Origin of the sequence: Azospirillum brasilense (assembly GCF_001315015.1) — a bacterium.
Taxonomy (GTDB): Bacteria; Pseudomonadota; Alphaproteobacteria; order Azospirillales; family Azospirillaceae; genus Azospirillum; species Azospirillum brasilense.
Genome location: NZ_CP012917.1, coordinates 84843 through 109009 on the forward strand (window position 1 = coordinate 84843; position 24167 = coordinate 109009).

Genomic DNA, 24167 nt, shown 5'->3' on the forward strand with positions numbered 1-24167 from the left:
AGGACCCGCCATGACCACGACCGCGGCCACCAACACGGCCACCACGCCCCCCTCCGCCGCCGCGAAAAAGCAGACGGTGGACTACGAGGCGTTCCTGAAGCTGCTGACCGCGCAGCTGCGCAACCAGGACCCTCTGTCGCCGATGGACGCCACCCAATTCATGACGCAACTCGCCCAGCTCTCCACCGTGGAGCAGGGCGTGCGCACGAACGAGACGCTGGGGCAGGTGCTGGACACGCTGAAGAACAGCGGCATGCGGCTGGACATGGCCTATCTGGGCCGCAAGGTGGAGGCCGCGTCGGACCGCATCAGCCTGTCGGAGGGCAAGGCGGAAATGGCCTACGCCATCGACGGGGCCGCCGCATCGGTGAAGATCGAGGTGGTGAACGACGCCGGGCAGGTGATCTACAGCGCCCCCGGCAGCCCGAAGACGGGCCGGCAGACCTTCACCTGGGACGGCAAGCGCAGCGACGGCACCACCGCCGCGGACGGCACCTACCTCGTGCGCGTGACGGCGAAGGACAAGGCGGGCACGTCGCTGACCACCGCCACCGTGACGACCGACACGGTGAAGGAGGTGCGCAGCGTCAACGGCGAGACGCAGTTCGTCCTGAAGGGCGGCGCTGTGGTGAAGGGCACGGACATCCTGTCCGCGTCCTGATCGTCTCACCGGATTGATTCAACAGCGGAAATGGCGCGCGGGCCGGCGGGGAAAGGCTGTTTCCCCACCGGCCCGCGGCCATTTTACGAGAACCAGGAGTCGGTGACGCCGGTCAGGCCGACCACAGTGATGGTGCTCTTGTCGGACAGGGTGAAGACGGTGTTCTTGCCGACGGTTTGGGCGCTCGCCTTGATGTCCGCGATGCTGATGCCGGCGATCGCGAAGCCGAGGATGTCCTCGTCCGGGTTGAACTCGAACACATAGTCGTTCCCGCCGCCGAGCGTGAAGGCGAAGATGTCTTTCCCCGCACCGCCGATCAGCCAGTCGTCGCCGCCGAAGCCCCACAACACGTCGTCGCCGGCACCGCCGAACAGCGTGTCGTTGCCGTCCTCGCCGACCAGGGCGTCGTTGCCATCGCCACCGTCGATCAGGTCGTCGCCCGCACCGCCGCCGATCAGGTCGTCGCCCGCACCGCCGAGGATGGAGTCCTTGCCATCTCCGCCCACGAGGGTGTCGTTGCCGGCGTCGCCGGTCAGCAGGTCGTCGCCGTTCATGCCGAACAGAACGTCGTTGCCGTCGCCGCCGATGGCGGTGTCGTTGCCGTCCTCGCCCATCAGCCAGTCGTTGCCGGCGTCACCGCTGAGCAGGTCGTTGCCGTTGCCGCCGCCGACCACGTCGTCGTCGTCGCCGCCCAGAAGCGTGTCGTCGTCGTCGCCGCCGTGGAGGGTGTCGTTCCCCGCGTCGCCGGCCAGCAGGTCGCGCCCGGTGGTGCTGGCCACCACGTCGTTGCCGCCGCCGCCGCGGGTGGTGTCGTCCCCCGGACCGAGGTTGATGACCTGGGCGCTGTCGTCACCGATGGTCAGGCTGTTGCCCTCCCCGCCGGTGAAGGTGCCCTGGCCGACCAGCACCGCGAAGTCCACCTGGTTGAGGACGACCGAGCCGCCGGGGTTGCCGCCCATGTTGATGATGAGCGCTTCGCGCGGCGCACCGGCGGTGGCGGTGCCGGTGATGGTCACCGGTCCCGGGCCCGTCGGGGTCAGCGTGCGCAGCGTCATCGCACCGGTGGCGCTGGCGGCGAAGGTCGCCAGCTCGTTCCGGATCGCCGTGGTCCGGCTGTCCGGCAGCAGGGCGGCGAGCATGCCGGCGAAGACGCCGGCCATCTGGCTGCTCTCCACCGTGGACTGCGGGCCATAGGCGGTGAGGCGCCCGCCCGCCGCCACATTGGCCTGAAGGAACGGGACGTTGCCCGAATCCTGCATCAGCGCGACGGTCACCCCGTCCCGGTTGCCTTCCGGCACCGCCTGGACGAGGCCGGTCTCGACGAAGGCGACCGTGATGCCCGTCGGGGCACTGCCCGTCCGGGTCTGGACCACGACGCCGTTCACCGTCTCGTCGCCGACCGGCTTGGAACCACCGGCCGTGTTGTTGCCGCCGGTCGCCACGTCGTCGTTGCGGATGGTGCCGGTTGCCGTGGCCGTCCCGATCGTGCCGCCGCTGGCGTTCGACAGCGTAACCGTGAAGATCTCATCGGACTCCACGTCCCGATCACCCTGGACATTGACGGTGATCCGGGCGGTCTGCTCGCCCGCCGCGAAGGTGACCGTGCCCTGTGGCAAGGCGTTCCCGGAGAAGTCGGCGGCGTTGGCCGCGGAGGCGCCACTGCCCGTCACCGCATAGGACACGGTGGTGGCACCGGAGGTGTCGCCGGTGCGGGTGACCAGGAAGGTCAGCGCCGTCGTTCCGTCGTCGCCTTCCAAGGCGCTGCCGTGTTCCGCCGCGATGGACAGCGACGGCGGCGGCGGTGCCGTATTCTTGATGACGCCCGTCGCCACCGCGTTGCCGAGGGTGGCGCCGTTCGGGTTGGAGAGCGTGATCGTGAAGGTCTCGTCCGCCTCGTTCAGCGCATCCGTCGCGATGGTGATCTCGACGGTCTTCGTCGTCTCGCCGGCTGCGAGGCTGATGACTCCGGTCGGGAAGGCGTTGCCCGCGAAATCCGCCGCGGACGCCGCGTTCGGCCCGCTGCCCGCCACCGTGTAGGTGACGCTGACCGGGTCGAGGGCGTTGTCGCTGCGGGTGATGGTGAAGGTCGCCTTGGCGTTCGCCCCTTCCTGCACGATGGCCGAGGCCGCCGCGATGTCCAGACGGGGAGTGAGCGCGCCGTCGTCGTTCTCGATCGTCACGGTCGCCCGCGGCGCCGCGATGACCGCCTGGGTGGGCGCTCCGGCCTGTTGCGACAGGGTGACGGCGAAGGTCTCGTCGGCCTCCGCCACCGCGTCGCCGGCCACCGCGACGGTGATCGTCGCGGAGGTCTGCCCGGCGGCCAGGGTCACCGTCCCGCTGGGGAGCTGACCACCGAAGTCCGCGGCGTCCGCCGCCCAGGTGCCGAAGCCCGTCACGGCGAAGTCGAGCACCAGATCGGCGCTGGAGTCGCCCGTCCGGTAGACATCGAAGACAACGTTCGTGCTGCCGCTGTTGCGCTCTGTCACCGTGGCGGTGCGGGCCGCGATGGTGATGACCGGGGCGGCGGGCGGCGCGTTCGACGTGGTGGACTCCTGCGTCGGAGCGTTGGTTTGCGTTGCCCCCTTCAGGAAGCTGGCGTCGCCGGTCAGCGCCACGTCGAGCAGGGCTGCCTGCCGCAGCGCCGGATCGGTGATGCCGGCGGCGTCCAGCAGAGCCTCCGCCCGCAGGCGCAGTGCCTCGGGCAGGGCGTCCACCGACAGCACCTGCCGTGGGAAACTGCGGTCGGTATAGGTCGCCGTCGTCTCGCCCTGGCCATAGTCGAAAAGCGAGGTCTGCTGCGTCACCCGCCAGCCGTCGGCGTAGCTGCCGTACAGCACCGCATAGTCGATGGGCTGCGACAGCACCGTGCCGTCAGCCAGCGCCAGATCGTTGGAGGCGTCGCCGTCGAGGTTGCCCATCAGGCCCTCGATCGACCCCGCCGCACGGCTCGGCGACAGGTAGAGCTGAAGATCGACGCGGTCGGCCTCGACCGTGACGATGAGCTGCTCCTGGTTCGAGTAGACGATGGTGTAGACGTTGCCGGACCGGAAGATGTGCCCGTCGCCCACGGCCATCGATCCGGTGGCATCGGAGATGTCGGTCGCCACCCCGTCGATGCGCAGCGGATGGCCGGCGTCCTTCGCGTTGATGGACACCCGGACAGAACCGATCTTCGTCGCCACCGCCGTGTTGATCGACACCGCGTCGCCCAGCGCCGCGGTGCGGAGCTGCACGATCCGCTCGTCGCCCGACTTGGCGTTGACGTAGGTGAACTCGCCGACCGCCTGGAAGCTGTAATAGAAGCCGTCGAAGGTCACCAGATGCGGGTCGCCCCAGTTGGCGCCCGGACGGAAGCCCGGCGGCAGCGGCGGCGCCTGGTTGTCGTCGTTCAGGACGGTGCCGGTCGCCTGACGGTTGCCCAGCTTGATGTTGGACCCGTCCGCCGGGTTGGCCAACGTCACCGCGAAGGTCTCGTTCGCCTCGGCCACGGTGTCGCCCAGCACGTCCACCGAGATGGTCTTGCTGGTCTCGCCCGCCGCGAAGGTGACCGTGCCGTCATAGGGCAGGAAGCCGCCCGCCAGATCCCCGGCGCCGACCGGGTTGCTGCCCGTCCCGGCCACGGTGTAGCCGACCGACACCGCGCTGGTCGTGTCGCCGGAGCGGGTGACCGTGAAGGTGAAGCGGGTGGTGCCGCTGTTGCCTTCCGCCTTCGACAGCTGGCCCGGCTCGATCGCGACAACCGCCGGCAGGGCGTTGGTCGCCGCGCCGCCGGTCATCTCGAAGCGCCACAGGCCGTTCACGCCCGTGTTGCCCGCCGTGGTGTCGAGGGCGAGCATCCCCGCCTCGCTGCCCGACTGGGGCAGGATGAACAGGCCCGACGCATCGCCGTTGCCGGCGGTGTAGCCGGCCCGCGCGACCGTGTTCCCGCCGGTCTGCGCCCAGTTGACGGACTCGTAGCGGAACTCCGCGTCGAAGTCCCCGGCCTTGCGCCCGGTCGCGCCGGCGGCGTTGGTCAGCACGAGCTGGAAGGCGTTGCGCGCCCCGTCCGTGCCGCCGTTCGCCGCCACGTCGTCCCAGGTGATGATGATGGTCCCGGTGACCGGGTCGAGGTCGTAATAGACGCGGTTGGTGCCCTGCGAAGTGCCGCCCGGAGTCACCGCCCCGGTGCCGCCCCGCGTGTCCACGTCGGACAGGAAGGGCGCGATCATCGCCGGGGCCGACGCCGACAGCGCTTCGGCCGTCAGGCCGGCGGACAGCGGCGCGTCGAAGGAGATGCTGCCGTTCGTGTTGATGTAGAAGCCGGTGTAGACCTTGCCGAAGACGTTGATGCCGTCGGCGAAGACCGACCGGATATCGATGAAGGCGCTCGACCCGTCGTTGCTGCGGTCCAGCTCGTTCTCGCCGAAGCCGGCCGTGCCGCCCAGGCCGCCGATCAGCCGCGCCCCGATGGCGGTGGCCGGCGTCAGGTCCATCGTCTGGTCGGTGAAGCGCAACTCCTCCACCGCGGTGATGCGGGCGACGCCGTCCGCCTTGGTGCCACGGGCGTGGGTGACGGTGATCGTCCCGCCGTTGTTGACGATGTCGTAATTCGCCTTCGCGTCGGTGAAGACCACCGCGTCGAGTCCGGCGCCGCCGTTGATGTCGTCGGTGCCGCCGCTGGCCTGGAACAGGTCGTTGCCGTCGCCGCCGTTCAGCGTGTCGTCGCCGGCCCCGCCGTTCAGCGTGTCGTCGCCGGCGTCGCCGGACAGCAGGTCGGCCCCGTCGCCGCCGCTCAGGCTGTCGTTGCCCTGGCCGCCGGACAGGCTATCGTTGCCGCCGTTGCCGAACAGCCGGTCGTCGCCGGCCTGGCCCATCAACCGGTCCGGCGTGTCGCCTCCGTTCAGCGTGTCGGCGTCGGCGGTGCCGGTCAGGGTCAGGCCGGTGGCCCGCACCAGAACGCCGGCGCTGCCGTCGGCTTCCTGCAGCTCGTGGAAGCCCGCCAGAGTCAGGGTGGCGTCGGCCACGCCGTCGCCGTTCATGTCGAACAGCAGCTGCGTGGTGGCGCCGCCGGAGGTGACGAAGCGGAAGCCGACCTGCGCGCCGCCCGGCTGGGCAGCGGTGCCGGTGAAGGAACCGCTGCCGACGAAGGTGAAGGGAATGCCGGACAGGTCAATGCGGTCGCCCGCCGCGAAGTCGGTGATGCGGTCGCCGTTCGCCTCCGCCACGCTGGCGTAGCGGAAGGTGTCGTTGCCCTCGCCGCCGCTCAGCACGTCCTCGCCGACCCCGCCGGCCAGCGTGTCGTCACCGGCACCGCCATAGAGGAAGTCGGCACCGCCGAGGCCGTCGAGACGGTCGTCGCCGGCCCCGCCGGTCAGCGTGTCGGACGCCGCGCCGCCGGTCAGCGTGTCCGCCCCGTCGCCGCCGGTGGCGGAAATGGCGGTCACGCGGACCAGGACGCCGTTGTTCGACGGATCGGCGGCCAGCGCGTGAGTGCCGGCCAGATGGATGACGCGGTCCGCCACCCCGTCGCCGTCGATGTCGAACTGGAGGTCGGTGGTGGCGAAGGCGCCCGTGCCGGAGTTGACATAGTTCACCGCCACGCCGGAACCGAAGCGCTGGGACAGCGGCGTGGTGCCGAGGAAGCTGGCCGACAGGCCGGAAATGTCGATGCGGTCGCCGGTGGCGAAGTCGGTGATCAGGTCGCCGTCGATGTCGGTGGCGCGGCCGAAGACGAAGGTGTCGTTGCCGGCACCGCCGGTCAGCTCGTCGCGGCCTTCCGACCCCACCAGCGTGTCGTCACCGTCGCCGCCGCTCAGCGTGTCGCTGCCGACCCCACCGGTCAGGCTGTCGTTGCCGACCCCGCCGGTCAGCGTGTCGCTGCCCTCGCCACCATCCAGAGTGTCGTTGCCGTCGCCACCGTCCAGCCGGTCGTCGCCGCCAAGCCCCTCCAGCCGGTCGTCGCCGCCCAGGCCGGACAGGCTGTCGGCACCGTCGCCACCGGTCAACGTCTCGGCGGCGTCCGTGCCCGTCAGGGTCCTGTTGGAGACCCGGACCAGGATGCCTGTGCCGTCCTCCCGCAGGGCGTGGGCGCCGGCCAGTTCGATCACGGAGTCCGCAATGCCGTCGCCGTTGCCGTCGATCTCCACGAGGGTGCGCTGCTGGCCCTCCACGCCGGTCACCGCGACGCGGATCTGGGCCGGGCCAAGATTGACGGACGAGCCGGTGAAGGCACCGCCGCCGATGAAACCGGCGCCCAGCGCCGACAGGTCGAGACGGTCGCCGTCCGCGAAGTCCTGGATGCGGTCACCCGCGGCGTCGCCCACGGTCAGCACGCGGAAGGTGTCGTCGCCGGCACCGCCGGTCAGCGTGTCGGCCCCGTCGCCGCCCAGCAGCGTGTCGTCGCCATCGCCGCCGTCGAGCCGGTCACGGCCCGCCCCACCGGTCAGGCTGTCGATTCCAGCCCCACCGGTCAGCGTGTCGTCGCCGGCACCGCCGGTCAGCGTGTCGGCGGCGTCCGTGCCCTCCAAGCGCTGGCCGGCGGCGCGAACCAGGACGCCCGGCGCCTGCGGATCGACTTGGAGGATGTGCTCCCCGGTGATCTCGATGCTGCGGTCGGTCACGCCGTCGCCGTTCAGGTCGATGTCGAGCAGAGTGTTGCGGAAGCCCGGCTCGCCCACCGCGGACATGCGGATCTCCGCGCTCCCCGTGCCGCTGAAGGCGGAGGTGCCAATGAAGGCGGCGTTCAACGCCGACAGGTCGATGCGGTCCCCGTCCGCGAAGTCGGTGATGCGATCGCCCGCGATGTCGTCCGCGGCGAAGACGAAGCTGTCGTGGCCGGCACCGCCGGTCAGGCGGTCGGTGCCCGCCCCGCCGACCAACGTGTCGTCACCGGCATCGCCGGACAGCGTGTCGTTGCCGACACCGCCGGTCAGGCTGTCGTTGCCGCCGCCGCCGGACAGGCTGTCGCGACCGGCGCCGCCCTCCAGCGTCTCGCCGGCGTCCGTCCCTGTCAGGACGAGGTCGTCGACGCGGATCAGGATGGCGGCGTTGTCGGGCCTCGCCATCAGCGTGTGCGCACCGGACAGGATGAGCATCCGCTCGCCCAGGCCGTCACCGTTCATGTCGAAGACCAGCCGGGTTTCGGCCAGCGGGCCGCTGCCGACGATGACGGCGTTGACCTGGGCCGGGCCGGGCTGCGCGACGCTGCCGGTGAAGGCGGCGGTGCCGATGAAGGTGACGTTCATGTCGCGCAGGTCGATGCGGTCGTTGGGACCGAAATCGGTGATGCGGTCGCCGTCGATGTGGCCGGCCCGGTTGAAGCGGAAGCTGTCCCGCCCGGCCCCGCCGGTCATCAGGTCGCCGCCCGGCCCGCCGTTCAGCGTGTCGTCGCCGTCGCCGCCCTCCAGCGTGTCGATGCCGTCGCCGCCGATCAGCGTGTCGTTGCCGGCCCCGCCGATGATCAGGTCGTTGCCGTAATCGCCGCTCAGCGTGTCGTTGCCATCCCCGCCGATCAGCGTGTCCGGACCGGAAGCGCCGGTCAGGCTGTCGTCGCCGGCCGTGCCGGTCAGGGACTGGCCGTATTCCGTGATGAGGACGCCGGGGGTCCCCGCCATCTCGACCAGAGGCACCACGCCGTTGAGCCACATGCCGACGTCGGCCACGCCGTCGCCGTTGGAGTCGAGGACGACCGTCGTGGTGTCCGCGCTGTAGTAGACGCGCAGTTCGGCGCGGCCCGGATTGGACACGCTGCCGGTGAACGCTCCCTCCCCGAGGAAATGCGCGTTCAGCGCCGACAGGTCGAGTTGATCGCCGGGGCCGAAATCGAGGATGCGGTCGTAATTCATCTCCGACGCAGAGCCGAAGACGAAGCGGTCGTTTCCGGTGCCGCCTTCCAGTATGTCGGCCCCATCGCCCCCGGTCAGCACATCGTCGCCGGTACCGCCTTCCAGCGTGTCAGCCCCATCGCCGCCGATCAGCGCGTCGTCGCCGGTGCCGCCTTGGAGCAGGTCGTTGCCGCCCAAGCCCACCAGCGTGTCGTTGCCCGCACCGCCCGACAGCGTGTCGCGGCTGGGACCGCCCGTCAGGCTGTCGTTCCCATCGGTGCCGGTCAGCGCCTGGGTCGGAACGCGGACGAGCACGCCCGGCGCGTTCGGATCGGCCTGGAGGTCATGCTCGCCGACCAGCATGAGAATGTTGCTGATGAAGCCGTAGTTGGAGGAGACCTCCACGCGGGTCACGCCGTCGGAGATGACGGAGCGCACCTGGATCGGGCCGCCGCCGTTGGGGTAGTAGGTGAAGGCGGCGGAACCGATGAAGACCGCGTTCAGGGCCGACAGGTCGATGCGGTCGCCATCCGTGAAGTCGGCGATGCGGTCGCCCACAATGTCAGCGGAGTTGGTGAAGCGGAAGGTGTCGTTGCCTTCGCCGCCGAAGAGCTGGTCCGCCCCGGCCCCACCATCGAGCGTGTCGTCGCCCGCACCGCCGCGCAGCAGGTCCGCACCCGCCCCGCCGAGGAGCAGGTCGTTTCCAGTGCCGCCGTCCAGGCTGTCGGCGCCGCCAAGGCCGGACAGCGTGTCGTCGCCGGCCCCGCCGGACAGCGTGTCGCTGCCCGCCCCGCCTTCCAGCGTGTCGTTGCCGCCGGTTCCGGTCCGGACTGTCTCCGGAGCCCGGATCAGCACGCCCGGCGTGCCCGGATCGACGATCAGGGCATGCGAGCCCGACAGGATGATCCGGCCGTCGACGGTGCCGTCGCCGGTCAGGTCGAAGTCGAGCTGCGTGTCGTCGCCCGACATGGTCAGGCGGACCTGCGGCGCTCCTTTCTGCTGGAAGTTGCCGGTGAAGAGCTGTTCGCCGATGTAGGTGACGTTCAGGGCGGACAGGTCGATGCGGTCGCCGGCGGAGAAGTCCGCGATGCGGTCGCCGGCAAGCTGGCTGGCCTCGGTGAAGCGGAAGGTGTCGTTGCCCTCGCCGCCGATCAGCAGATCCGCGCCGTCCCCGCCGACCAGCGTGTCGTCGCCGGCCCCGCCGTCCAGCACATCGCCGCTGCCCAGCCCGTTCAGCAGGTCGTTGCCGTCGCCGCCCCACAGGCTGTCGAAGCCCGGACCGCCGGTCAGCGTGTCCGCCGCCTCGGTCCCGACGAGGGAGCGGTCGGCGACCCGCACCAGCACGCCGGGCTCGTCCGCAAGCTCCTCCAGCGCGTGGGTGCCAGTCAGAATGATCCTGTGGTCGGCAACGCCGTCGCCGTTGCTGTCGAACTCCAGCGCCGTGCTGCCGACGTCCGTGCGGTAGCGCACTTGCGCCGGGCCATAGTTGGGATAGCTGCCGGTGAAGGCCCGTTCGCCGATGAACTGGACGTCCATCTCGGACAGGTCGATGCGGTCGCCCGGACCGAAGTCGGTGATGACGTCGCTGCCGACGTCGCCGATCCCATCGAACCGGAAGTCGTCGTTGCCCGCCCCGCCGGTCAGGATGTCGCGCCCGGTGCCGCCGTCCAGCGTGTCGTCGCCATCGCCGCCGTTCAGGCTGTCGGCGCCGCCCATGCCGCGCAGCAGGTCGTCGCCCGCCCCGCCGTTGACGGTGTCGAGCCCGGCGCCGCCATTCAGCTCGTCGTCGCCCGCCGTGCCGCTCAGCGTCCGGTCGGGCACGCGCACCAGGATGCCCGGCGAGTCCGTCAGTTCCTCCAGGGCATGGATGCCGGCCAGTTGGATCTGGCGGTCGGTGATGCCGTCGCCGTTGCTGTCGATCTCCAGCACCGTGCCGTTGCTGAGATCCGTGCGGAGGCGGACCGCCGTGGTGCCGTTCCCCGGGAAGCCGTTCTCACCCACGAAGACAGCGTTCAGTGCCGACAGGTCGATGCGGTCGCCCTGCGCGAAATCGCTGATGTAGGTGCCGGAATAGACGGAATAGCTGAAAGCGGTTCCGGCCGGTGCCGCGGCGATGCGGAAGGTGTCGTTGCCAGCGCCGCCGGACAGCGTGTCGAAGCCGATGCCGTCTTCCAGAAGGTCGTCGCCGGCGCCGCCGGACAGGCTGTCGTTGCCGGCGAAGCCACGCAGCGTGTCGTTGCCGGTGCCGCCGGACAGCGTGTCGCGGCCCGCCGCACCGTCCAGGACGTCGTCGCCAGCCGTGCCGGTCAGCGTCCGGTCGGGCACGCGAACCAGGATGCCAGGCGCGTTCGCCAGTTCCTCGAGCGCCGCCCCGTTGGGCAACTGGATGTTGCGGTCGACGCTGCCGTCGCCGTTGGCGTCGATCTCCAGCGTGGCGCTGGTGCTGTCCTGGCGCAGGCGCACCTGCGCCGGCCCCTTGTTGCTGTAACTGCCGGTGAAGGCGCCGTTGCCGATGTAGGTGGCGTTCAGACCGGTCAGATCGATGCGATCGCCCACCGCGAAGTCGGTGATGACATCATAGCTGTAGGTGGTGAAGCCGTTGTTGACCGGCCCCGCGACGAAGCGGAAGGTGTCCGCGCCGTTGCCGCCGGTCAGCGTGTCGTTGCCCTCGCCACCCTCCAGCGTGTCGTCGCCGTCGCCGCCGGACAGGCTGTCGCTGCCGGACAGACCCTGCAGCAGATCGTTGCCGCCGCCGCCGCTGATGGTGTCCATGCCAGCGCCGCCGGTCAGGATATCGGCATCCGCCGTGCCGGTCAGGGTCTGGTCGGGAACACGCTCCAGCACGCCGGGCGAACCGGCCGCCTCCCGCAGCGCATGTTGACCGGTCAGGGAAATGCTGCGGTCGGAATAGCCGTCGCCGTTGCTGTCGATCTCCAGGACGGTGGTGCCGTAGTCCTGGCGGACCCGCACCTGCGCAGGTCCGTTGCCCATGCTGGTGCCGGTGAAGTTGCCTTCGCCGATGAAGACAGCATCCAACCCCATCAGGTCGATGCGGTCGCCGTTCGCGAAGTCGGTGATGATGTCCCCGCCGGCGTCGGTCGGGTTGGAGAAGCGGAAGATATCGTTGCCCGCCCCACCCGTCAGGCTGTCGCCGCCGGGCCCGCCGTCCAGCGTGTCGTCGCCGAAGCCGCCAGACAGGCTGTCGTTGCCGCCCAGGCCCTGCAACAGGTCGTTTCCGTTGCCGCCGTTGATGGTATCGCGCCCGAGTCCTCCGGTCAGCGTGTCGGCCTCCTCCGTGCCGGTCAGCGTCTGGTCGGGAATGCGCTCGAAGACGCCGGGGGAACCGGCCACCGGCTGCAGTGAAGGTGCGCCGGACAGGGTGATGGTACGGTCGGAATAGCCGTCGCCGTTGCTGTCGATCTCCAGGACCGTCGCGGTGGCGTCGGCACGGACGCGGATCTGCGCCGGACCGTTGCTGGAATAGTTGCCGGTAAAGGGGGATTCGCCGATGAAGGTGGCGTTCAACCCGGTGATCTCCAACCGGTCGCCGGGGGCGAAGTCGGTGATGACGTCACTGTCGATGTCGGTGAGAGCGAACCGGTAGACGTCGTTGCCGAGCCCGCCGGTCAGCGTGTCGGCTCCGGCGCCGCCTTCGAGCGTGTCGTCGCCCTCGCCACCCGTCAGACTGTCGTTGCCGGACAGTCCCTGCAGCAGGTCGTTGCCGCCGCCGCCGTTGATGGTATCGCGCCCGGCGGCGCCCTCCAGCGTCTCGGCCTCAGCCGTTCCGGTCAGCGTCTGGTCGGGAATGCGCTCGAAGACGCCGGGCGAACCGGTCACCTGCTGCAGTGAAGGTGCGCCGTTCAGATAGATGTAGCGGTCGGCGTAGCCGTTGCCGTCGCTGTCGATTTCCAAAGACGTCTGCCCACCGTACATGCGGACGCGGATCTGCTTCGGCCCGGTGTTCATGAAGGAGCCGGTGAAAGCCCCATCACCGATGAAGGTGGCGCCCAGGGCAGACAGGTCGAGACGGTCGCCCAGGGCGAAGTCTTCGATAACGTCGCCGTTGACGTCGCTCAGGCTGGCGAATCGGAAGGTATCGTTGCCGACCCCGCCGGTCAGCGTGTCGCCGCCGGCCCCGCCATCCAGCGTGTCGTCGCCCTCGCCACCGGACAGGTTGTCGTTGCCTCCCAGACCGCGCAGCAGGTCGTTGCCGCCGCCGCCGCTGATGGTGTCGCGACCTGCACCACCCTCCAGCGTCTCGGCTTCCGCCGTACCGGCGAGCATCTGGTCGGGGATGCGCACCAGCACGCCCGAACCCGCCGTCTCCTCCTGCAGCGCTTGCCCGCCGGTTAGGTAAAGGTAGCGATCGGCCATACCGTCGCCGTTGCTGTCGATCTCCAGCACGGTGGAAGCGGAATCCGCGCGAACACGCATCTGCGGCGGCCCGTAGGAAGCGGTCGTCCCATCCCATTTGTAGAAACCGGTGAAGGGTCCCTCGCCGATGAAGGCGGCGTTCAAGGCCGACAGGTCGATGCGGTCCCCTTGGCCGAAATCGGTGATCGTGTCTCCGTTGATCTCGGCCGCGCTGGCGAAGAGGAAGGTGTCGCTGCCAAGGCCGCCGGTCAGCGTGTCGCCGCCGGCCCCGCCATCCAGCGTATCGTCGCCCGAACCGCCGATCAGGCTGTCGTTGCCTCCCAGACCGCGCAGCAGGTCGTTGCCGGCTCCGCCGTCGATGGTATCGCGCCCGACACCGCCCTCCAGCGTCTCGGCTTCCGCCGTGCCGGTCAGCGTCTGGTCGGGGATGCGCACCAACACGCCCGAACCCGCCGTCTCTTCCTGCAGGGAAGGCGCCCCGGTCAGATAGATGTAGCGATCGGCCATGCCGTCGCCGTTGCTGTCAATCTCCAGCGCGGTGGAACCGTAATAGTTCTGGTTGAAACGGATCTCCGCCGCCCCTCCACCGACAATGGTGACTCCATTGAAGGACTTCTCGCCAATGAAGGCGGCGTTCAAGACCGACAGGTCGATACGGTCGCCCTGGGCGAAGTCGGTGATCGTGTCTCCGTTGATCTCGGCCGCGCTGGCGAAGAGGAAGGTGTCGCTGCCGAGGCCGCCGGTCAACGTATCGCCGCCGGCCCCGCCGTCCAGCGTGTCGTTGCCCGAACCGCCGGACAGGCTGTCGTTGCCTCCCAGACCGCGCAGCAGGTCGTTGCCGCCGCCGCCGCTGATGATGTCACGACCGCCGCCGCCCTCCAGCGTCTCGGCTTCCGCCGTGCCGGTCAGCGTCTGGTCGGGGATGCGCACCAACACGCCCGAACCCGCCGTCTCCTCCTGCAGCATATGCGCGCCGGTCAAGTAAAGGTAATTATTGACCATGCCGTCGCCGTCGCTGTCGATCTCCAGCACGGTGGAAGTGGAATCCACGCGAACGCGCATCTGCGGCGGCCCGTAGGAAGCGGTCGTCCCATCCCACTTGTAGACGCCGGTGAAGGGTCCCTCACCGATGAAGGCGGCGTTCCAGGCCGACAGGTCGATGCGGTCGCCCTGCGCGAAATCGATAATGCGCTTTTCGCTGTAACCCGTCGTGCTTGGCTTGGAGATCAGGAAGGTATCGTTGCCCGCCCCGCCGGCCAGCGTGTCGTTGCCGGAGCCGCCGGACAGCGTGTCGTCGCCCGAACCGCCAATCAGGCTGTCGTTGCCGCCCAGGCCGCGCAGCAGATCGTTGCCGGCACCGCCGTCGATGGTGTCGCGCCCGGGGCCGCCCTCCAGCGTTTCGCCGTCCGCCGTGCCGGTGACCGCTTGGTCCGGCGCCCGCTCGATCAGGCCGGACGAGCCGTCCACCGACTGCAATCCGGGCGATCCGGCGATCCGGATGGAATAATCGCTCCAGCCGTCGCCGTTGCTGTCGATTTCCAGCATGGTGTCGGACATGTCGGTGCGCACACGCACCTGCGCCGAACCACGGGCCGAATCTTTCCCGGTGAACGCCTCTTCGCCGATGAAGGTGGCGTTCCAGGCCGACAGGTCGATACGGTCGCCCTGGGCGAAGTCGGTGATGCGAACTTCGCCGTAGCCCACGGTGGCCGGCTTGGAAATCACGAAGATGTCGTTGCCGGCCCCGCCGGTCAGCGTGTCGTTGCCGGTGCCACCGTCCAGCGTGTCGTCGCCGTCACCGCCGGACAGGCTGTCATGGCCGCCCAGGCCGCGCAGCAGGTCGTTGCCGCCGCCGCCGCTGATGGTGTCGCGCCCGGCGGCGCCCTCCAGCGTCTCGCCCGCCGCGGTGCCGGTGATCGACTGGTCCGGGGCCCGCTCGAACACGCCGGGGGAACCGGCCACCGCCTGCAATCCGGGCGATCCGGCGATGTAGATGGATTGATCGTTGTAGCCGTCACCGTTGCTGTCGATCTCCAGCGTGGTGTTGGCCATGTCGGTGCGCACGCGCACCTGAGCCGGCCCATGGGCGGCGTTCGTCCCGCTGAAAGGACCATCGCCGATGAAGGTGGCGTTCCAGGCCGACAGGTCGATGCGGTCGCCCGCAGCGAAGTCGGTGATCCGCACCTCGTTGTAGCTCATGGTGGCCGGCTTGGAGATCAGGAAGGTGTCGTTGCCCAGGCCACCGGTCAGCGTGTCGTTGCCGGTGCCGCCGTCCAACGTGTCGTCGCCGTCACCGCCGGACAGGCTGTCGTTGCCGCCCAAGCCACGCAGCAGGTCGTTGCCGCCGCCGCCGCTGATGGTGTCCGGGCCGCCAGCGCCTTCCAGCGTGTCCGCCGCGCCGGTGACGGTGACGGTGAGCAACTGGCCGGGGGTGGCCTCCAGCACGCCGGGCAAGCCGTCGACCTGCCGAAGGACGACGGGGCCGCTGACGGTGATGAACCGATCGGGAAAACCGTCGCCGTCGCTGTCGATCTCCAGGATCGGGCCGGTGAAGTCACCGCGCGTGCGGACCTGCGCCGGCCCTTTGTTCTGCGGGGAGCCGGTGAAGGGACCATCGCCGATGAAGGTCGCGTTTAGCGCCGACAGGTCGATGCGGTCACCCGGCGCGAGATCGGTGATCCGGTCATAGCCGATGTCGCTCAGGCTGGAGAAGCGGAAGGTGTCGTTGCCCGCACCGCCGGTCAGGACGTCGTAGCCGCCGTAACCGTCCAGCGTGTCGTCGCCGTTACCGCCCGTCAGCGTGTCGCTTCCCGAAGTGCCAGTCAGCTCGGACATCGAATACCCCGTTGGAAAGAAATTTCTTCTACTTTCCTCCTACCTTTGTGCGAATGTCATATCAACTTCTAGTTCGCTCAGTGATTTTCAAATCATCTTAAAATTAAAAAAGTGTAGCGATGTTCACTTTTTAGACATTATCTGTGCTGAAAAGCACGCGACGAAGAAACACGACATGCAGCCTCCAAAACCAGGGACCACATTTAATCCCGGAAAAACATCTTATGCGGCAACATGCCGCACGCTAATGCCTGCAAAAACAATGCCTTAGAGATAACGTCGCAATGCCATGAGGAAGGCTCATCCACACAGGCCACGGGTCTTCTTCTTATAGGGAATCATCACGACAGAAAAACAACTTCGAGACTAAATAAGAATGTGGAATTGTATCTTGGATCGAAAATGGCATTGCTGAATATGTTATCAGAATAGATAATCTCCGAAACAACTGCGGCCTCCCTGCCGCGAGACGGGGAGGCCGGAGCCAAAAATCAACCTTTGGTGGTTTACTTCGCAGACACGGTTCCGGTCCAGCCGGGCTCCACGCCCTTCATGTCGGGAAGCCGGTGGGCGATGCCCTTGTGGCAGTCGATGCAGGTCCGCTCGCCGGTGAACAGGTAAGTCTCGTGCATCTTGGCCGCCCGCGGGTTCTGGCGGGTGATGTCCATGGACTCCGCGCTGTGGCAGTTGCGGCATTCCAAAGAGTTATTGGATTTCAGCCGGTCCCATTCGTGGGTGGCCAGCTCCAGCCGCTTGTCCAGGAACTTCTCGCGGGTGTCGATGGTGCCGAAGATCTTGCCCCAGACCTCCTTCGACGCCTGCATCTTGCGGCCGATCTTGTGCGTCCAATCGTGCGGGACGTGGCAGTCCGGGCAGGTGGCGCGCACGCCGGAGCGGTTGGTGAAGTGGATGGTCTGCTTCAGCTCCTCGTAAGGGTTGTTCTTCATCTCGTGGCAGGAGATGCAGAAGGCCTCCTTGTTGGTGACCTCCAGGGCGGTGTTGAAGCCGCCCCAGAACATCACGCCGGCCAGGAAGCCGCCCAGCGTCAGGAAGCCCAGGCTGAAATGCACGCTGGGCCGCGAGAAGACGCGCCAGAAGCGTCCGGCGAGACTCAGAAGGCCTTTCATTTGGCGCCTTCCTTTCCACCGGCCAGAATGCTGTCGATGTCGCGGAAGCGGTTGCCGGTGATCGGCTGGGCGTCGGTCTGCGGCACGTGGCACTGGGTGCAGAAGTAGCGCCGCGGGCTGACCGCGCCCAGCGTCTGGCCGTCGCGGTCCTGGAAGTGGGTGACCGAGATCATCGGGGCCTGCGAACCCTCGGTGTTCTTGCGGTCATGGCAGGTCATGCACTTGTTGATGTTCAGGTCGATCTGGTAGTCGCGGATCGCGTGCGGGATCAGCGGCGGCTGGTCGGCGTAGTTCCGCGCCCGCTTGTGATCGTCGGTGATCTCCTTCGCCATCGGGTCGGCGGGGATCTCCTGGGTGATCGGGTGCGGGCCGGAGGGAACCTTCGCGGGGGCGGCCCCGTCCGCGGCGAACACGCCGGACACCAGGAGCGGCATGGCCGCGGCCAGCGCGAGGGCGGCAAAGGTGATGCGGGTCTTCATGGACGGGCTCCTCACGCGACAGGAATGATCTTGACCGCGCATTTCTTGAAGTCGGTCTGCTTGCTCAGCGGGTCGGTGGCGTCCAGCGTCACCTTGTTGATGAGCACCGTGTGGTCGAAGAAGGGCACGAAGACGAGGCCCCGCGGCGGCTTGTTGCGGCCCCGCGTCTCGACCCGCACCCGCACCTCGCCGCGGCGGGAGGCGATGCGCACCTCCTGCCCGCGCCGCAGGTTCAGGTCCTTGGCGTCGTCGGGATGGATGAAGACGACGGCGTTGGGGAAGGCCTTGCGCAGTTCCGGAACGCGCAGCGTCATGGAGCCGGAGTGCCAATGCTCGACCACGCGGCCGGTGCAGAGCCAGAACGGATAGTCCTTGTCCGGCGATTCCGCCGCCGGCTCATAGGGCAGCGCGAAGATGTTCGCCTTGCCGTCCTTGTTGCCGTAGAAGCGCACGCCCTCGCCCGCCGGAACGTAGGGGTCGAAGCCCTCGCGGTAGCGCCACTTCGTCTCCTTGCCGTTCACCACCGGCCAGCGCAGGCCGCGCTCCTGGTGGTACATGTCGTAGGGAGCCAGATCGTGGCCGTGGCCGCGCCCGAAGGCGGCGTATTCCTCGAACAGGCCCTTATGGACGTAGAAGCCGAAGGCCTGCGATTCGCGGTTCTCATAGGCCGGGTCGCAGTCCGACAGCGGGAAGGCGTTGACCTGACCGTTGCAGTACAGCACGTCGTACAGGGTCTTGCCGCGCACGTCGGGCTTCTTGGCGATCAGCTCCTCCGGCCACACCTCCTCGATCTTGAAGCGCTTGGAGAACTCGATGATCTGCCAGAGGTCGGAGCGCGCCTCGCCGGGCGCGCCGACGAGCTGGTGCCAGACCTGGGTGCGGCGTTCGGCGTTGCCGTAGCCGCCTTCCTTCTCCACCCACATGGCGGTCGGCAGGATCAGGTCGGCGGCGAGCGCCGTCACCGTCGGGTAGGCGTCCGACACGACAATGAAGTTCTCCGGGTTCCGGTAGCCCAGGTAGGTCTCGTTCGCCGTGTTCGGCGCCGTCTGCATGTTGTTGTTGCACTGGACCCAGTAGGCGTTGAGCTTGCCGTCCTTCAGCATGCGGTCCTGCTGGACGGCGTGGTAGCCGACCTTGTCCGGGATCGTGCCTTCCGGCAGCTTCCAGATCTCCTCGGCGTGCTTGCGGTGTTCCGGGTTGGTGACCACCATGTCGGCGGGCAGGCGGTGCGAGAAGGTGCCGACCTCGCGCGCCGTGCCGCAAGCCGAGGGCTGGCCGGTCAGCGAGAAGGGGCCGCAGCCCGGCTGGCTGATCTTCCCGGTCAGCAGATGGATGTTGTAGACGAGGTTGTTGGCCCAGACGCCGCGGGTGTGCTGGTTGAAGCCCATGGTCCAGAAGGACATGACCTTCACCTTCGGGTCGGCGTACAGCTCGGCCAGCGCCTCCAGCCGGTTCTTCGGCACGCCCGACAGCTCGTGCGCCTTCTCCAGCGTGTAGGGCTCGACGAACTTCGCGAACTCCTCGAAGGAGATCGGGTCGGACTCGTTGGCCTTGGCGACGTTCTTCGCCTTTTGCTCCAGCGGGTGCTCGGGCCGCAGGCCGTAACCGATGTCGTCACGGCCGCGCTTGAAGTTGACGTGCTTGGCGATGAACTCCTGGTTCACCCGGCCCGTCTTGATGATGTGGTTGGCGATGTAGTTGAGGATCGCCAGATCGGACTGCGGCGTGAAGACCAGGCCGATGTCGGCGAGATCGAAGCTGCGGTGCTCGTAGGTGGACAGGACGGCGACCTTGCAGCCCTCATGGGTCAGCCGGCGGTCGGTGACGCGGGTCCACAGGATGGGGTGCATCTCCGCCATGTTGGAGCCCCACAGCACGAAGGCGTCGGCCTGCTCCATGTCGTCGTAGCAGCCCATCGGCTCGTCCATGCCGAAGGTGCGCATGAAGCCGACCACCGCCGACGCCATGCAGTGGCGGGCGTTGGGGTCCAGGTTGTTGGAGCGCAGGCCCGCCTTCATGAACTTGGAGGCGGCATAGCCTTCCATGATGGTCCACTGGCCGGAGCCGAACATGCCCACCGCGGTCGGACCCTTCTTCTTCAAGGTCTCCTTCCACTTGGTGGCCATGATGTCGAAGGCTTGGTCCCAGGTGATCGGGGTGAATTCGCCTTCCTTGTGGAACTGCCCATCCTTCATGCGCAGCAGCGGCTGGGTCAGCCGGTCCTCGCCGTACATGATCTTGGACAGGAAATAGCCCTTCACGCAGTTCAGGCCGCGGTTGACCTCGGCCTTCACGTCGCCGTGGGTGGCGACGATGCGCCCCTCCTTCACACCGACCATGACGCCGCAGCCGGTGCCGCAGAAGCGGCAGGGGGCCTTCGACCAGGTGAGCTTGGCGTCGGCGCCGGCCGTCAGAGTGCCGGCCTCGGCGGGCTGGATGACGGACGGCAGGCTCACACCGGCCGCCGCCGCCGCTGTCACGGCGGCTTGGACCTTCAGATAATCACGGCGGGTCAGGGACATAGGGGGGTGCCTCCTGGGGCGGGTCGTCTTTTCTTGGACGGACGTCAATGGGCGTGGGGGACGAGAGCGGTGTCGGCGGGCATCGGCTCCGCGCAGCGCTCGGCGTCCTCGTAGTGGTGGTAGACCAGCGTGGTGGTGTGGACGCCCGCCATGGCGTTGATGTCGGCGATGCGGTCCAAGACCTCGGCCTCCGTCGCGGTTTCCAGCGTGACGATGGCTTTGCCGTTCTCCGACGCGTGCCAGTCGGCGCCGTCGAGCGCCAGGACCACCTCCTTCAGGGCGGCGGTGCGGTCGGGCGCGTGCTGGATGACGAGGCTGGAAATGTGCAGTTCGGGCATGGCCGCCTCACATACCGCCGGAGTGGGACAGGATCTGGTACATCCAGACGGAGAAGCCGTAGGCCCCGACCATGCCGATCGCCAGGAACGGCCATATCAGGATGGAGAGGGCGAAGAAAACGAACCCCTCGAAGCGGCGGGTCGGGGCGGCGGTGTCGGCAGTGCGGGCGGGCGGCGCGGTCATGGCGGTCCCATGGATTGATCGAACGGTATCGCCGCGGAGCTTCATCCTTTCGCATCATGAGTGGCTTGACCGAGGTCAAGTGCCGGTACCGACTTAGTCCCTAAGTACCGGTACTTTCGTTGCTTTGGACGTTTTGCCGCACGCCAACGCAAAACCCCTCCCCCGCCGGGCGCGGGAGAGGGGTTTTGAGGAAGCGAACCGGGATCGGGCGGGTTACAGCCGGGTGTTTTCCTGGCGCATCAGGCGGTCGATCAGCACGCCGCGCACGAGATCGGGGCCGAGCTGTTCGGCGGCGGCCTGCTTCAGGGATTTGGCGACGGCGGCGGGATCGACCGACGGGCCGTCGAAGGCGCCCGCCCCCGCCATGCCGAACAGGGCCTGGAGCAGGGCGTTGCGCGCGTGGGGAAGATGGCGGCGCAGCAGGTTGGACTGCTCGACGCTGCCCGTCTGCAGGGTGATCTGGGTCAGGATGAAGGCGTTGGTGCGGCCCTCCACCAGCACCGGCACCATCAATTGCCCGACCTCCACATAGAAGGGGCCGGGACCGTCGGTGGGCAGGTCCGGGCCGGCGCCGGCCTGCTGCTCCAAGGCCGTTTCCTCGGCGCCAAGCGTCAGCTGCAGGCGCCCGATGCCGTAGCCCACCGCCGCCGCCAGCGCGGCGCAGAGCACGAAGACCGAGTAACGGCTGGGTCCGGGGCGGTCCGCCATGGTCGCGTTTCCCCGCCGCTCAGAAGGGCATGATGATGTCGAAGACCTGCTGGCCGTAGCGCGGCTGCTGGACGTCGGTGATCTGGCCGCGCCCGCCGTAGGTGATCCGGGCCTCGGCGATCTTATCGTAGTCGATGGTGTTCACGTTGGTGATGTCCTCGGGCCGGATGACCCCGGCGATGCGCATCTCGCGCAGTTCGTAGTTCACCCGCACCTCCTGCCGGCCGGCGATCACGAAGTTGCCGTTGGGCAGCACCTCGGTCACCACCGCCGCGGCGCGCATGGCGATGCGCTCGTTGCGCTGGATGGTCCCGGTGCCGGAGGAGGAGGAGGAGCTGTCCATGTCGACGAGGCTGGACGGGTTCACCGCGTCAGGCAACACCGCCGGCAGCCGCGACTCCAGCCCGAAGAAGTTCGGCACGCCCGCCGATTCGGCGTTGGAGCGCTGGCGCTGCGTCTGGTTCTGCAGCTGCGCCTGATCGGCGATGTTGATGATGACGGTCAGCAGGTCGCCCACCTGTTTGGCCCGCGGGTCGCGGAAGAAGTCGCGGGACCCGGTGCGCCACAGCGAACTCGGCACCTGCTCGTTGGTGTTGGGGCGCGGCATCGGCATGGAGATGACACGCGCCTCCGGCGCCATGGCGGGGTTGGAGATTTCCGACAGACGCGGCGCCTGCCCCACGTCGGCCAGCCGCCCGCAACCGGCGAGCGCCACCGTCAGGGCGAGGAACGGAACCAAGGTGCGGGGCGGGAGCGTGCGCATGAGGGTGGTGTCCTTGATTGGACTCGGGTGACTGGGCTCAGAATTTCGCGGACGCCGCGTTGGGCGGCATGGCGTCCGGAGGCCCGGCGACGGTGACGGTCTGCGGCCCGGTGATGGTGCCGGTGACGACGATGTTGCTGGCGACGTTCATCACCCGCACCAGCTCCCCCACCCCGCCGTCCTGCAAAGCACGACCGCGCGCCATCAGTTGCAGCGGCCCGTCCTCGTAGACGAGGCTGACCGGCTTGTTGCGCTGGACCACCAGCGGGGCGCCAACCGCGGAGGTCTGGATCAGCCGCCCGGCGGAGAGCTGGCGGCGGCTGGCCAGCCCGGCGAGGCTGTCGCGGGAGGTGACGACGGCGCCGTTCAGCCGCTCCAGCGGCATCGGGATGGTGGTCAGGTCGCTGTCGGCAATGACCTCGCCGGGCAGGATGCGGCGCGTCGGCACCGGCACCTCCACCATGATGTCGGCTTTGGCCTTCACCTCGACGATTCGTCCGTTGCTGCTGACCAGCGCGCGGACCAGCCCGCCGCGCGGGTCGTAGGACAGGTCGCGCACCGCCTCCACCGGGCCGGAGAAGGGCACGGTCAGCACCAGCGAGACCCGCGCGTCCGGCGGCACCGCCGGGCCGAGCGAAGCCGCCAGCTCCTGCGCCAGCAGCGCCTCCACCGCCCCCTCGCCGTCGGACAGATACGCCGCCTGAACGGGCGCGCCGAGCAGCTGCAGGGCGACCGCGAGTCCGGCCAGATGACGAACGGAACGCCGCATCGAGGTCACCGCATGTTCGACAGCGTGGAGGCCATCTGGTCGCCGGCCTCGACCACCTTCGCGTTCATCTCGTAGGCGCGCTGGGCGGAGATGAGTTCGGTGATCTCCTGGACGACGTTGACATTGGAGGATTCCAGATACTTCTGCCGGATGGTGCCGAAGCCCGCCTGTCCGCCGGTGCCGTCCTGCGGCTCGCCCGAGGCGGGGGTGGCGCGGAACAGGTTGTCGCCCATCGCCTCCAGCCCGGATTCGTTGACGAACACGGTCATCACGAGCTGGCCCAGCACGCGCGGGCGGGTCTGCCCGTCGACGAAGGCCTGCACCTCGCCGGAGCTGTTCACCGCGATTTCCCGCGTGCCCTGCGGCACGGTGACCTCCGGCAGCACCGGGTGGCCGTCGCTGGTCACGATGGTGCCCTCCGGCGACAGCTTGAAGCCGCCGGCGCGGGTGTAGGCGGTCTCGCCCGCCGGCATACGGATGTTGAAGTAGCCGCGCCCTTCGATGGCGAGGTCCAGCTCGTTCCCGGTCGAGGTCAGGTTGCCGGTCGTGTTGATGCGGTTGACCGCCCCCGGACGCACGCCGAGCCCGACCTCGATGCCGGTCGGGATGATGGTGCCGGCGTCGGTGGACTGGCTGCCCTGGCGCCGCTCCGACTGGTACATCAGGTCCTGGAACTCGGCGCGCCCGCGCTTGAAGGCTGTGGTGTTGATGTTGGCGATGTTGTTGGAGATGACCTCGACGTTCAACTGCTGGGCCATCATGCCGGTCGAAGCGATGCTGAGCACGCGCATGGACGCAATCTCCTGATTTTAAGCGGATTTGCCGAGGCGGTTGATGGCGGAGCGCAGCAGGTCCTGCCCGTCGTCCATCATGCGGGTGACCGACTGGTAGTCGCGCGTCAGCTCCATCATCCGCGACATCTCCGCGATGGACTGGACGTTGGACTGCTCCACCTTGCCCTGGATGATCCGGGTGTCGGGGGCCGGCAGGGGCTGGGCGTCCACGGCGTCGAACAGCACGTCGCCGGTCTGGGCCAGCGCCTGCGGGCTCTCGAAGCGGACGACGCGCAGCCGGGCGATCATCTCGTTGTCGGCGGAGACCAGCCCGTCGGTGCCGATCTCCATCCGGCTGCGGTCGGCCGGAATGACGATGGGCTGCTGGTTGTCGTCCAGATAGGGGAAGCCGCCGGCGTTCACGAGCTGTCCGTCCACGTCGCGCCGCATCCGCCCGTCGCGGGTGTAGCGCGGGCCGTCCGGAGTTTGCACCTGGAGCCAGCCGTCGCCGTCCAGCGCCACGTCGTAGGGGTTGTCGGTCGGCTTCAGGCTGCCGGCGGTGAAGTCGGTGTAGGTGGCGCGGTCGATGGTGAAGGCGATCTTGTCGGACGGCTTCATGCCGCCGCGCTCCATCGCCGCTTCGAACAGCATGCGTTCGCCGCGGAATCCCGCAGTGTTCATGTTGGCGATGTTGTTCGCCACGACATCGAGCTGCCGGCGCAAGGCCACTTGCCGCGACAATCCAATGTAAAGGGGATTCTCCATCGCCGGACACCTTCGGTTTGAACGCCGCCTTAACCTAGGTGATGCAGTTTAAAGCCGGGTTTCAACC

12 protein-coding genes are annotated in these 24167 nt (G+C 68.4%); 1 reads left to right on the forward strand and 11 read right to left on the reverse strand.

Going from position 1 to position 24167, the window contains the following annotated elements; all coding sequences use genetic code 11:
• Positions 1–10 precede the first annotated feature (10 nt).
• On the forward strand, positions 11–661 hold the full coding sequence (locus tag AMK58_RS25315; RefSeq protein ID WP_035682919.1) for a flagellar hook assembly protein FlgD: 651 nt from the start codon (positions 11–13) through the stop codon (positions 659–661).
• A gap of 83 nt (positions 662–744) precedes the next feature.
• On the opposite strand, the gene AMK58_RS31850 is transcribed toward AMK58_RS25315, so the two are convergent.
• The 11 genes from AMK58_RS31850 to flgF form a co-directional block, all read right to left on the reverse strand.
• Complete coding sequence (locus AMK58_RS31850; protein WP_059399616.1) at positions 745–15672, reverse strand: Calx-beta domain-containing protein; 14928 nt, start codon at positions 15670–15672, stop codon at positions 745–747.
• Between the two features lie 506 nt (positions 15673–16178).
• Positions 16179–16799, reverse strand: a complete 621-nt coding sequence (locus AMK58_RS25325; RefSeq protein WP_035682928.1) for a NapC/NirT family cytochrome c — start codon at positions 16797–16799, stop codon at positions 16179–16181.
• Positions 16796–17278, reverse strand: coding sequence for a nitrate reductase cytochrome c-type subunit (locus tag AMK58_RS25330; RefSeq protein WP_035682930.1), 483 nt, complete (start codon positions 17276–17278; stop codon positions 16796–16798). Before AMK58_RS25330 ends, AMK58_RS25325 begins: the two co-directional genes overlap by 4 nt.
• An 11-nt stretch (positions 17279–17289) precedes the next feature.
• Positions 17290–19800: a nitrate reductase catalytic subunit NapA gene (napA, locus tag AMK58_RS25335; protein ID WP_059399617.1), complete on the reverse strand. Its 2511-nt coding sequence runs from the start codon at positions 19798–19800 to the stop codon at positions 17290–17292.
• A 44-nt stretch (positions 19801–19844) separates the two neighbouring features.
• Positions 19845–20138 (reverse strand): chaperone NapD, encoded by a 294-nt coding sequence (locus AMK58_RS25340; RefSeq protein WP_035682956.1) that lies wholly within the window; start codon positions 20136–20138, stop codon positions 19845–19847.
• Positions 20139–20145: 7 nt separating this feature from the next.
• Positions 20146–20322, reverse strand: coding sequence for a periplasmic nitrate reductase, NapE protein (locus tag AMK58_RS25345; protein ID WP_035682958.1), 177 nt, complete (start codon positions 20320–20322; stop codon positions 20146–20148).
• 213 nt (positions 20323–20535) lie between these two features.
• Positions 20536–21030: a hypothetical protein gene (locus AMK58_RS25350; RefSeq protein WP_035682960.1), complete on the reverse strand. Its 495-nt coding sequence runs from the start codon at positions 21028–21030 to the stop codon at positions 20536–20538.
• A gap of 19 nt (positions 21031–21049) precedes the next feature.
• Positions 21050–21793, reverse strand: coding sequence for a flagellar basal body L-ring protein FlgH (flgH, locus tag AMK58_RS25355; RefSeq protein ID WP_035682963.1), 744 nt, complete (start codon positions 21791–21793; stop codon positions 21050–21052).
• Between the two features lie 37 nt (positions 21794–21830).
• On the reverse strand, positions 21831–22562 hold the full coding sequence (gene flgA, locus AMK58_RS25360; protein WP_211105455.1) for a flagellar basal body P-ring formation chaperone FlgA: 732 nt from the start codon (positions 22560–22562) through the stop codon (positions 21831–21833).
• A gap of 5 nt (positions 22563–22567) precedes the next feature.
• Positions 22568–23353: a flagellar basal-body rod protein FlgG gene (gene flgG, locus AMK58_RS25365; RefSeq protein ID WP_014200150.1), complete on the reverse strand. Its 786-nt coding sequence runs from the start codon at positions 23351–23353 to the stop codon at positions 22568–22570.
• An 18-nt stretch (positions 23354–23371) separates the two neighbouring features.
• The gene (flgF, locus tag AMK58_RS25370) at positions 23372–24100 is read right to left on the reverse strand and encodes a flagellar basal-body rod protein FlgF (protein ID WP_014200151.1); all 729 of its coding nucleotides are present in this window, start codon (positions 24098–24100) and stop codon (positions 23372–23374) included.
• Positions 24101–24167: the final 67 nt, after the last annotated feature.